Annotated in this window: 7 protein-coding genes; 1 reads left to right on the forward strand and 6 read right to left on the reverse strand. The window is 55.4% G+C overall.

Going from position 1 to position 11,958, the window contains the following annotated elements:
• Nucleotides 1–136, forward strand: a 136-nt coding sequence (locus tag HY788_13400; GenBank protein ID MBI4775146.1) for a hypothetical protein, incomplete at its 5' end; no start/stop codon positions are given.
• Nucleotides 137–541: 405 nt separating this feature from the next.
• On the opposite strand, the gene HY788_13405 is transcribed toward HY788_13400, so the two are convergent.
• The 6 genes from HY788_13405 to HY788_13430 form a co-directional block, all read right to left on the reverse strand.
• The gene (locus HY788_13405) at nt 542–2,950 is read right to left on the reverse strand and encodes a tetratricopeptide repeat protein (GenBank protein MBI4775147.1); all 2,409 of its coding nucleotides are present in this window, start codon (nt 2,948–2,950) and stop codon (nt 542–544) included.
• 284 nt (nt 2,951–3,234) lie between these two features.
• On the reverse strand, nt 3,235–3,978 hold the full coding sequence (gene pyrF / locus HY788_13410) for an orotidine-5'-phosphate decarboxylase (GenBank protein MBI4775148.1): 744 nt from the start codon (nt 3,976–3,978) through the stop codon (nt 3,235–3,237).
• A gap of 131 nt (nt 3,979–4,109) precedes the next feature.
• Nucleotides 4,110–7,133, reverse strand: a complete 3,024-nt coding sequence (locus HY788_13415; protein MBI4775149.1) for a CoB--CoM heterodisulfide reductase iron-sulfur subunit A family protein — start codon at nt 7,131–7,133, stop codon at nt 4,110–4,112.
• 25 nt (nt 7,134–7,158) lie between these two features.
• Nucleotides 7,159–8,013 (reverse strand): CoB--CoM heterodisulfide reductase iron-sulfur subunit B family protein, encoded by an 855-nt coding sequence (locus HY788_13420; GenBank protein MBI4775150.1) that lies wholly within the window; start codon nt 8,011–8,013, stop codon nt 7,159–7,161.
• Nucleotides 8,014–8,017: 4 nt separating this feature from the next.
• Nucleotides 8,018–8,473 (reverse strand): 4Fe-4S dicluster domain-containing protein, encoded by a 456-nt coding sequence (locus HY788_13425; GenBank protein ID MBI4775151.1) that lies wholly within the window; start codon nt 8,471–8,473, stop codon nt 8,018–8,020.
• Between the two features lie 392 nt (nt 8,474–8,865).
• Nucleotides 8,866–11,880 carry a CoB--CoM heterodisulfide reductase iron-sulfur subunit A family protein gene (locus HY788_13430; protein MBI4775152.1) on the reverse strand — a complete coding sequence of 1,005 codons (3,015 nt, stop codon included), beginning with the start codon at nt 11,878–11,880 and terminating at the stop codon, nt 8,866–8,868.
• Between the last annotated feature and the right edge of the window lie 78 nt (nt 11,881–11,958).

An 11,958-nucleotide genomic window follows, 5' to 3' on the forward strand; every position in this document is an offset into this window, starting at 1 on the left:
CATGATCGTGGCATCGAACTGGGACAAGACGATCAACGACGCCGGCTTCAACCCCGCGGCGGACCTCAACGGCGACAACCGCGTCGATATCGCGGACATCATGATGATCGTTTCCATGTGGCGGCATAAGGTTTAGGATGATTAGGGATTTCTGAGGGAAACTTTGAAAAGTTTCCCTCAGACTCCCTTCAAACTTTTCGAGCATGGCCGCACCGCCTTCGGCGGAGCGGCTGCGGGTTTGTGCGCGGGTGAGGATACCTTTCAAGGCCGTACCGCGCATCGTAGGGGCGAACGGCTGTTCGCCCTGCACATCCGGACAAATCGTAGGGGCAGGTCCCGGTGCCTGCCCGTATGGCGCAAACCCGTAAGGGCGAATGGCCGTTCGCCCTGCGCATCCGTGCAAAATCGTAGGGGCGGTTCGCGAACCGCCCCTTTAATGTTATTCCCAACAAATGTAGGGTGCGCCCTGCGCGCCATGACGGCCGGTGAACATTGCACATCGCAGGTGCAGGCCCCCGGGCCTGCCCTTATTGCATGGCATCTAGGCGGATTTTTCCAGCAGGCGCTGCGCTTCTTTGGCGTCGTCCCCCTTCAGGCCGAGTTCCAGGGCCTTGGAAAGGTACTCTCGGGCCGTGTCCTTTTTCCCGAGTTTGTCGTAAATCACTCCTGCATGGTAATGGATAATGGGGTCTTTTTCGGCCTTGGCCGCGGCGGAAGCGATGAATCCGGCCGCTTTCTCGGTTCCTCCCGTCTTAAACTCGACCCAGGCCACCGTGTCCAGGATATGAGGATTGTCTTTCGCCTTGTCCAGAGCGCGGTGAGCGTAGTCCACGGCCTTTTTCAAGAGATCCGGATTGTCGGTGTGCTCCGAATACAGGTAGGCCAGGTTATTATTGACGATAGCCACATCGGGGAATTTCTCGACCAGGCTTTCGAGTGTCTTGATCGACTTCTGGAATTCGGTCATGTTTTCATAGAGCAGAGCCAGGGTAAAGCCGACTCGAAGGGAATCGGGCTTTTGAGCGTAGGCTTCCTCGAGCCTTTCCGCCGCTTCCTGAAGCCGGTTTGTCCGGGCATACAGAGCCGTCAGGTTGTAATAGGGCTGTTCCCATTGGGGCGAGGCTTCGATAGCCGCCTTGAATTGGGCCTCGGCTTTATCGTATTTCTCCTGCGCCATATAGACGTTGCCCAGCATGGACATCAGGAATGCGCTGTCCGGATCGTTTTTAAGCAGCTCGAGGCAGAAGGCTTCGGCTTTGTCCGGTTCCTTCGATCGAAGGTAGGTTTCGACGATGAGCGAGACGGGCGCCGCTTTGTCGCCTTTGAGGTCCATCCCTTTTTTGAAAAGCGAAACCGCTTCTTCCGGATGACCTAAGGCGAGCTTGAGTCTTCCGAGTTCGATATAGCCTGCATTTTCATCGGGATACGTGTCGATGATCTGCTTGAACAGTTGCTCCGCTTCGTCAGGCTTGTTCGATACGGCCAGAACCCCGCCTTTCTGCACCATCAGCCGGAGGTTGTTGGGGAGTTGTTCCAGCCCCTCGTTGATGATGTTCAGAGCATTTTCCCAATCCTTGTTCCGCTGGTAGTATCTGATCAACGCCAATCTCAAGGAAGGATCCTTGGGGAGCCGTTTGACGCCGCGTTTCAACTCGTCCACGGCCAACTCCTGATTTCCTGAAAACGCCAGCGCGTCCACCAACAGCAAGTAGCCCTGGGGCTCGTCCGGGAGTGTGTCCACCGCCTGCCTCAAGTGGATGATGGCGTCATCGAAGGCGCCCTTTCGGAGGAGAGCCCTGCCTTTCGCCAGATGGGCCCGAGCGTCGGCCGGCGCATCCGACAGCACCCGGTCCGCCACGGCCTCGGATTCCGACCAGTGACCCGTTGCGGCCAGCGCATCGCCCTTCTTGATAAGCGCCTGCTGAAGGATTTCCTTATCCGTTGTCCTCTGCGCGAAGGCGTCCAAGGTCTTGATTGCCTCGTCCGCGTTTCCCTGACTCATGTAGATATCGGCCAATGCCTCCGCCATTTTCCAGGAGTTGGGAAATCGTTCGATACCTTTTTGAAGGAGATCCCGGACGTCATTATATTTTTCTTCCTTGAACAGATAGCTCGAGTACGAGAGCACATAGGCCGGTTCTTCCGGATAGGTTTCCATCAGCCGATGAAACTCGGCTTCCGCCATATCCTTTTTCCCGGTGTCCAGATACAGTTTCGTAAGCAACAGATGGAAGGACGGGTCCTCCTTTTTTCGCTCGATCAGTTTCTTCACCTCTTCTTCGGCCTTGGGAAACTGGTTTTCTCTGAGAAACTGGTTGGTCAGAAGCAGGTAAGGAACCGGATTGTCCGGATCCGCTTCCTGATATTTGCGCAGGTACTCCTTCATACGGCCCGTCTCACCCGTCTGACTATACGCTCCCGCATAGGTCATGAGGGCGTCTTTTCCGACCATATCCGGATCGATCTTGTTTAGCGTGTCCAAGGCCTGCTCGGGCCGTTTGAGGACAAGACTTGCCTGCGCCTCGATCAAAAGAGCCCGAGGATTACCCGGCTCTTTCGCGAGAAGAGGCTGTATGGTCTCGAGGGCTTTTTCGGCTTGATTGGCCTTTACCAGCAGGCCGGCCATCTCCAGTCGAGCCGGGTCAAGGTTCTTGTCCAGTTCCAAGGCCTTCGCAAAACCGCCGTAACCGCCCCGGATGTCACCGTCCTTGAGAAGGGCGGTTCCGAGCTGATAATAGCCCTCGGCGTAATTGGGATCCAGTTGCAGGGCGTTGCGGAATTCGAGAATCGCTTTCTTGGTCTCTCCTTGCTCCAGCAAGGCTGCGCCCTTCTTTACAAAGGCATCCCGTTTTTCTTCTTTGCTTGAACAATGGGATAAAAACAGAGCCACCAACAGCATGCCTATCACAGGGAAAAGAGCATGTTTTCCCTTGCCGTGTCTGGTCCTCATGTCCGCTTCCTTTCTCTCGAGTGTTTCGCGCCTCCGGGCTCCTCTTGAACGGACATGCCGCGCTGCATGACGGAGGGACCCCGGGTGGACGGATCCATTATGAGCGTATATAAGTGCGAAGTTTCCTGCATACAACCGCACGAAAACACATGATCCAACGTTACATGCAGGGTGCTCCGGTGTCAACGATAACGATAGGGACGAAAAGTCCGCTCAGGAGGTATGAGAGGAAGACGTTGTTAAGCCTTTTCCCCTGAATGAGTGCTTCTAATAACCGGTGGGTGTCAGTGGTTCGCGCGTTCCAGGGCGTATCGAATCTCGTCACCGACCTTCTCAGCCGCTGCCTTGGGATCCTCCGCATCCCTTATGGGCCGTCCAACTACGATATAGTCGGCGCCGTTTTGGATCGCGTCAGCCGGAGTGGTGATCCGTTTCTGGTCGTCTTGGTTGATGACGCTCCAGGCAGGTCGGATGCCCGGGGTCACGACGATAAGATCGTTCCCCAGCGCCTTCTTGACTCTGGCCGCTTCGATCCCGGAACAGACCACGCCGGCGCAACCGGCGCGTTGAGCCATGCCGGCGCGCAGGAGCACGAGTTTCCCCGGATCGTTCTGAAATTCCGATCGAAAGCCCAAGTTCGTCAGGTCGTTGGTATCCAGGCTCGTCAGGACCGTGACGGCCAGAATCCGGGTCCGGCCGCGATTTTCTTCCGCCACGGTTGCCAGCAGACGTTCACCTTCGTCACAGTGAACCGTGACGAATTCCACGCCCAGTTCGCAAGCGGATCTGAAGGCGCCGCGCACGGTGGCCGGGATGTCGTGAAATTTCAAGTCCAGGAACAGCTTGGATTTAGGCGCCGCCGAGCGTATGCGGTCGAGTACGGATGGGCCTTCGCGGACGAACAGCTCGAGTCCCACCTTGAACACGCCCACCGCTTCGCCCAGCTTATTGGCGAGTGTCTCCGCGGAGCGGGCGTCGGGAACATCCAGAGGGAAGATGAGTCGGTCTGAAGGCTGTAAGTTGTCTATGGTGTTCTCGCTTTTCGCAAAGGTTATCGATCCGGTGAGGAACCACTCCGAGCAGCGCGTCCACAAAGAACGACGCCGGCAGACACAAATCGTGCCTCCGGCGCCGTTTCAAAACATTCAGTGCGTGCGCATTACGCGCAACCAACTACATTGGACATGAGTTGCTTGTCCGTATAGTGGTGTAATGTTATGGCTTTGCCGGGGCATTCCGATACGCAGACGCCACAACCGTGGCAAGCAGCGATGTCGATTTCCGCAACCCTGTCTTTGGTGACTCTCGGGACGCCGAAGGGGCACGCTCTAACGCACGTAAGGCATGCGGCGCACAGGTCGGGATTGACTTCAGCGACGATGCTCGAGGTGAGAAGCTCCGACTTGGTCAACACGGAGAGAGCGCGGATGGCCGCGCCACGACCCTGGGTAATCGCCTCTTCGGTAAACTGCGGGCTGTGCGCCACTCCCGCGAGGAACAGACCGCTGGTGCTGAAATCCAGAGGTCTGAGCTTCACGTGCGCTTCCAGGAAATGACCTTCAGCCGTTTGAGGGAGCTTAAGAACTTGGGAAAGCTTTTTTGCGGAAGGTTCGGGTCGAATACCCGCCGACAGCGCGAGAACCTGGGGTCTGAAGCGAACGTTTCTTCCGGATGTAATATCGAGAAAGGAGAGTTCGAGCCCCCCGTCGACCTGTTTCAATTGCGGGGGCGAATCCGCTTCAAAGCGGGCGAACAAAACGTTCTGCTCACGGGCCTTGGTGTAGTAGCTTTCCATAAGCCCGAAGGTGCGGACGTCACGGTAGAGGATCAGCACCTGGGCGTTCGGATTGCGCTCTTTGACGGCTAAGGCGTTGCGAACCGCGGCTGAACAACAGACTCTGCTGCACAACGGATTGTCGTCATTGCGTGATCCGATACACTGGATCATGGCCACGGTGCTCAGCGAGGATGCGAAACCGGGATCTTCTTCCAGCTTTTTGCTCAGTTCGACCTGGGTGATCACCGCATCGTTTTCACCATAGAGATACTCTGTGGGACGATATTCGATACCACCGGAGGCGATGACGGCTGCCCCGAAGTTCAGCTCTTTTGTTTCCCCTGCGTGCTCTATGACACCGGTGAAATTCGCCACACTGCCTTTCAGGTTTACCAGATCGGCATTTGTGAGCACGTCCACCAGGGGGTGACCCTTGACTTGTGTTTCGAGTTTTAAAGCCAGCGCTCGGGGAGACCCGCCCTGGAGCGTCCTGGGAAGATTCAACGCGAAACCTCCCAGCTTATCCGTCTTTTCGACAATGGTCGTTGGAATGCCTTGCTCGGCGAACGTGAGGGCGGCGGACATTCCCGCCACACCGCCGCCTACCACCAGGGCCTGGTTTTGGACCTTGACGTAGTGCTCTTCCAACGGCTCCAACTGTGCGGCCCGCGCCACGGCCCTGCTCACAAGAGACATGGCTTTCTCCGTGGCCTGTGCGGGCAGCTTTTGGTGAACCCAGGAGCATTGGTCACGGATATTCGCCTGTTCGAAGAAGTATGGATTCAGTCCCGCTTCCTTCAAAGTGCTCTGAAAAAGCTTCTCGTGAGTCCTGGGAGAACAAGCGGACACAACCACCCGGTTCAAGTGTTTCTCTTTGATGGCCTCTTGGATTCGTTTCATGGAATCGGTGGAGCATGTGAAGAGCAGATGCTCGGTGTGCACTACGTGGGGGAGCTTCAGCGCTTCTTCTGCCACCTTATCCACGTCCACGATGGAGGCAATGTTAATGCCGCAGTGGCAGACAAAGACACCGATGCGCGGTTCCTTGTCCGTCGAGACTGCCACCGGTTTCACCTCGGCGGATCGAGTTTCCGTCTGCTTCGGGGTCTCGAGGTACTTTATGGCTCCCGCTGCGGCGGCGCTGGCCTGAGCTACGGTTTCGGGGATGTCTTTAGGGCCTTGCAAGGCGCCGCACGCATAGATTCCTTCTCGGGAGGTCGCTACCGCTTCTCCGAATGGGTGTTCGCAAAAGCCGAATTCGTTCGTTTCGACGTTCAAGAGTTTCATCAACTGTCGGGCTTCGGGGCGAACATCCATGCCCACCGACAACACGACCAGGTCGAACTCTTCTTCCGTGCGCTGTTTGCTCCCGGGCTCCAAGTACTCTATGACGAGGTTGTTCGTTTGCGGATCAACGCTCACCTGAGAGATCATGGATCGCATCATTCGTAAACCCGCCTCGTCGACGGCTCGCTGACAGAACGCGTCGAATCCGCGTCCTTGGGCTCGCAAGTCCATGAAAAAGAACGTGGGCTGCAATTCCTTGTCGTGCTCTTTCATCACCATAGCCTGCTTTACGGCATACATGCAGCACACGGAAGAGCAAAAACCTCGGTCGCGACTCACGTCCCTGGAACCCACGCACTGGATCCAGGCTATACGCTTTGGCGCCTTGTCGTCCGAGGGACGAACCACATGGCCCTGGCTGGGTCCCGAAGCGCTGAGCATCCGCTCGAATTCAAGACTGGTGACTACGTTGGGATACCGGCCATACCCGTATTCTCCAACCTTCAGTGGATCGTAGAGTTTGTAACCGAGAGCCAGAACGATCGAGCCGGCCCGGATGGTCTCTTCCACGGGCTGCTGATCGAAGTTAATGGCTTTCTGCTCGCAAAACTTCTCGCAGGCCCGGCACTTTCCCTTCTGCAGGTAGATGCATTCGTTCGGGTCTATTGCATAGATAAGAGGAATGGCCTGGGGATACTCGATATAGGCGGCCTTTCGCTGGGAAAGCCCTTCATTGTACGTATCGACGATTTTCTTGGGACATTTCTGAGCGCAGATTCCGCATCCGACGCACTTGGCCGGGTCGATATAGCGTGGCCTCGTTCGAAGGACGGCATCAAAGTTGCCGGCTTCTCCCTTAAGATCGACGATCTCGGTCATCGTGCGTATATCGATGTTAGGGTGACGCGCGCATTCGACCAGTTTCGGCGAAATCATACACATAGCGCAGTCATTGGTCGGAAACGTTTTATCCAACTTCGCCATGTTTCCGCCGATGCTCGTCGACGCCTCCACCAAATATACCTGATGTCCCATTTCGGCCAGATCAAGGGAAGCCTGAATTCCGGCGACACCCCCCCCGACAACGATGACACCTGGTTTGTTCGATTCCGTGGCCATTGGCGAGTATATTCTCCTTTTGTCCTTAAATGGCAACGCCCATGTTGCGGAGCAATCCGGGGGCATCCACCATGTTCATGCTTATATACTGAGCAACTTCCCGATCCCCCAATGCCAGAAGGATAAGGTCCGTTATGTAGAGGATCGGAATGAACCGGGTTATCACACCCTGACTCAAAAGCTCTTTCTGATACATATCCAGGTTGGCCTGGCACATCTGACACGATACCGCCACGATCTCGGCGCCGGTAAGCGCCATCTTTTTGAAAAGCTTACCTACAAGGACAAGTACGATGTCTCTGCGCGCCACAGCCAGTCCGCCCCCGCAACAAGATGTTTTGAAGGACCAATCCACCACCTCGGCTCCCAGCGCTTCCACCAGTTTGTCCATCGTCTTGGGATTCTCGTACTCCTTGGAACCCGTCACTTTGGGCGGCCTGTCCACCTGGCATCCGTAATAGGTGATGATTTTCCGTCCCTTGAGGGCAGGGGTTACGCGAGCGCGGATCTTTTCGAGCACTTCTTTTGAACTCAAGAACGAAGCAATGTCTTGAATATGGACCTTGGTCTCCGGACCATTCTTGCCCTTTCCGATCTCACCCTCCTCGAAAGCTTTCTGTGCATGTTTCAGTCGATTGTAACAAAGGGCGCACGGTACGACCAAGTCCAGTTTATCTCTCGCGGCCAACGTCAAATTGCGTCCCGCCAGCGCCAGAGAGAAGTCCGCATCTATGCTGTGACCTGATGATGAGCCGCAACAGGTCCAACCCGTCGGCTCGACCAATTGCATATCGAGCAAATGAAATACTCTCTCGATGGAAAGCTCGTAATTTCTAGCAGAAGCCTCAAGAGAGCAACCCGGATAGTAGCCCACTTTCATTGTCTTACCGCCTCCTTTTAAACATGTCTTTCACTTCGGCTGCGCCGGCTGCTTTTTTGGGAATCGGTTTGAGCCTTCCTTTTCGGAACATCTCCAATCCCAGCTTCATGTCCGCTTTCAGTTCTCCGTCCATGAGCCGCTTCCACAACCCGCCCCGTTTCCGGGAAAAATGGGCCATCATGACAAATTCGTTGATTCGTCCGTGACGTTTGATCTCATCCAAAAAAGCCTGGTGGAAAGCGGCCACTTCTTTCTGTTTGGGCTGGATGTTGCCGCTCAAGATCTTGTTCTTTAGGAAATCCATAAATCCGGTAACGTCGATGCCGTTGGGACAGCGAGTCGCGCATGTGGCGCACGTTGAACACACCCACATGGTGCTTGAATGAAGCAGCTCGCTATAAAGTCCTAACTGGACGGACCGAATGACCTCGTGGGGAAGATAGTCCATGAAGTAGGTCACAGGGCATCCGTTTGAACATTTAAGGCACTGATAGCAGCGGGATATAGGTATTCCACTCTCTTCTTCGATCTTTTTTACACTAAGCCCAGCCGGCGGAGTTAAGAAAACGTCTTTCGTCTCCATAAGACCTCGGTTTCCGTTCACATAAATTGTTTGAACAAAATATTTCCAACCCAATTAGTCTAGCCATATTCAAGCGTTTGTCAACCTGAAAGTCGATTCAACCGCTTGCGGGGCGCGCTCACGATTCCAGCCGTCGGATGCCGGGGCCCTCTCATACGGGCGAGGAAAAGGCATTTCCCGAACCCGGCGCACGGGGATGCCCCAATTATCTGAGAGCGGTGAGATGGACGAACCGATGTATATCCATCATCACTCGATCATCGCGTTTATCAGCAAGCCTCCAATTGAGCGAAAATGGCGGCATCGGTATCACCTTTAAGCATGGCGGCTCCGGATCGGCAAGACGACGCGCAGTTACCACATCCTTTGCACAACGCCTCATTTACCGCGGCCTTATTTTTTTCGTTGAGTTGAATGGCCTGGTACGGGCATACCGTCACACATACGCCGCAGCCGGTACACATTTGCTGCGATACCGTGGAGACCATTCCCCCCACGTGCAGCATCGTTGCATTCAGCACGGTAGCGGCGCGAGCCGCAGCGGCCTGTCCCTGGGCTACGGATTCATCGATGGGTTTGGGGCTGTGCGCCAGGCCGCAGACGAACACGCCGTCCGTAGCAAAGTCCACCGGACGCAGCTTGACGTGAGCTTCGGCAAAAAAACCATCGTTGTTCAGAGACACTTTAAACAGCTGAGCCAGGGGATTTTCCGAGGGAGGCACGATGGCGCTCGCCAACGTCAACAGATCCGCGCGAAGCTCCACGTTTCGTTGAAGCACGTAATCCATGAAACGCAGCTGAAGACCTGTGGAGTCTGAGGCGACGGTAAAGTCGTTTTCATACACGTAACGGACGAAATGAATTCCCGCCTGACGGGCGCGCCGGTACAGTTCCTCCCTCAGACCATAGGTGCGAAGATCCCGGTAGACGATGTACACGTCCATTTTCGGATTCATTTCCTTCAACTTGAGCGCGTTCACGACGGAATGCGTGCAACAGACTTTGGAGCAATACGGTCGTTCCGGTATGCGCGACCCCACGCACTGGAGGAACACGGCGCGGCGCGCATCGCGGAGCGAGGCGTCGTTGTCCATCAGCTTCCGGTCCAGCTCAAGGCTGGTGAGGACTCGGGGATCCTTTCGATACAAATACTTCTCCGGTTTATACTCCGAGGCGCCGGTAGCAATAATGGTCACTCCGTGCTCGATTTTCAGCTCTTCGCCACCAGCTTTGACCATGGTCTTGAAGTTACCGACAAATCCGTCCACGTTCGTGATTTCCGCTTTCAGATGAACGTCCACCGCGTCGTTTGACTCCAGCTCAGCGATCATCCGATTCAACCGTTCTTGAACGTTTTCTCCACTCCATGTCTGTTGTATGTTGCGGGCCTGGCCTCCCAACACCTCGCTTCTCTCAACGATATGGGTATGGTACCCCTGTCCGGCCAGATTCAAAGCCGCGGACATGCCGGCAATGCCCCCTCCGATCACCAATGCCGAATGGTTGATGCCAAGCTCCTGTTCCGAAAGCGGTTCGAGTTGAACGGCTTTTGCAGCGGCCATTCTGACCAGATCCTTGGATTTCCCGGTGGCCAGATCCGGCTCGGCGGCGTGCACCCAAGAGCACTGATTTCGAATATTGGCCATCTCGAACAGATACTTGTTGAGTCCCGCGTTCGTCAGGGTTTCCTGAAACAAGGGAGCGTGCGTGCGTGGAGTGCAGGCGGCCACGACGATGCGGTTCAGTCCCTTCTCCCGGATCACTTCGGCCATGTTTTCCTGCACGTCCTGGGAGCAGGCGAACAAGGTTTCTTGAGCATGTACGACGTAGGGTAGGTGTTTGGCATATTCGACCACCGAGGGAACGTCCACAATACCCGCGATGTTCTTCCCGCAATCACAGATGAAAATGCCGAGTTTTGGCGGCTCGCCTCTAACGTCCCTCTGCTGGGGAATATCTTTGGACCGTGTCAGTGTCTTTCGCGAATCGGCCAGAAGCATCGCTGCGACACCGGCCGAAGCGCTGGCGTCAATAACCGAAGAAGGGATGTCTTTGGGACTGTGAAAAGCGCCGCACGCGAAAACGCCGGGTCGGGTCGTCCTCACAGGATCGAAGCTGTCCGAGACGGGATAGCCGTTCGCGTCCAGGTCCACGGCCAGGCGTTGCGCCAGTTTGGCGTTTTCAGGCGAGGCGCAGAGACCCACCGACAGGATGACCATATCGAACATTTCTTGGAGTCTTTGACCCGATTCGTCGGTGTACCAGATCTGCAGGTCGCCCGAGTCTCCGATTTGCCGTATCGAGGAAATCCTGGATTTGATGAAGCGAACTCCCATCCGATCACGCGCCCGATTGTAATATTGTTCGAAGTCTTTGCCGTGCGTCCGGATGTCGATGTAGAAAATGGCGGCGTCGAGGCCCTTCACATGTTCTTTTGCAACGGACGCTTCTTTAATCGCATAGGTGCAGCATACCGACGAACAATAGGATTTTGCTCCCGGATGCACGTCTCTGGAACCCACGCACTGTAACCAGGCAATTTTTTTTGGGTCTTTTTGGTCGGACGGCCGTACGACGTGGCCTCCGTGAGGACCGGAAGCGCTGAGCATACGTTCGAATTCCAAGCTTGTCATGACGTTGGGGAACTTAGTGTATCCGTACGTGTCGTATACGGCCGGGTCGTAGAGTTCAAATCCTGTCGTCAACACAATCGAACCCACGTTTACGGTCCGCCTTTTTTCTTCGTCTTTGAAATTGACCGCTCCGGTGGGGCACAATTTCTCGCAGGCGCGACACTTACCCTTCTGTAAATAGATGCAGTTGGCGGCGTCGATAACATATTTCAGAGGCACCGCCTGCGGGTATTTTACGTAGGCCGCTTTGCGGAAACCGATGCCCGCGTTGTATTCATCTTTCACCTTCTTAGGGCATTTCTCGGCACACGCGCCGCAGGCAACGCATTTGTCCATGTCAATGTATCTGGGATGCTGAACAACTTCGATTTGGAAGTTGCCGGCTTCTCCTTGAACTGCGCCAATCTCGCTTAATGTCATCAACTCGATGTTGATATGCCGGCCGACCTCGACCAGTTTCGGGGAGATAATTCACATGGCGCAGTCATCGGTGGGGAACGTCTTGTCCAATTGGGACATGATACCACCGATGGAAGGGGACTTCTCTACCAGGTAGACATAGAACCCGGATTCGGCCAGGTCCAGGGAGGCCTGCATCCCGGCAATTCCCCCGCCGACCACCATGACGGAACCGATCTTCTCTCCAGACATGTGTTTATCCTTTCTAATCTTGACTTCCGGACGGGGAAACCGAGATTGCGTGTAACTTATTCAGCGGACGACGAGACG

This window comes from Deltaproteobacteria bacterium, assembly GCA_016208165.1.
Lineage (GTDB): Bacteria > Desulfobacterota > Desulfarculia > JACQYL01 > JACQYL01 > JACQYL01.

Excerpts from the sequence above, each read along its gene's own strand:
- HY788_13415 (MBI4775149.1), bottom strand. The coding sequence starts at position 7,133 with ATGGCCACGGAATCGAACAAACCAGGTGTCATCGTTGTCGGGGGGGGT.
- HY788_13420 (MBI4775150.1), bottom strand. The coding sequence starts at position 8,013 with ATGAAAGTGGGCTACTATCCGGGTTGCTCTCTTGAGGCTTCTGCTAGA.
- HY788_13405 (MBI4775147.1), bottom strand. The coding sequence starts at position 2,950 with ATGAGGACCAGACACGGCAAGGGAAAACATGCTCTTTTCCCTGTGATA.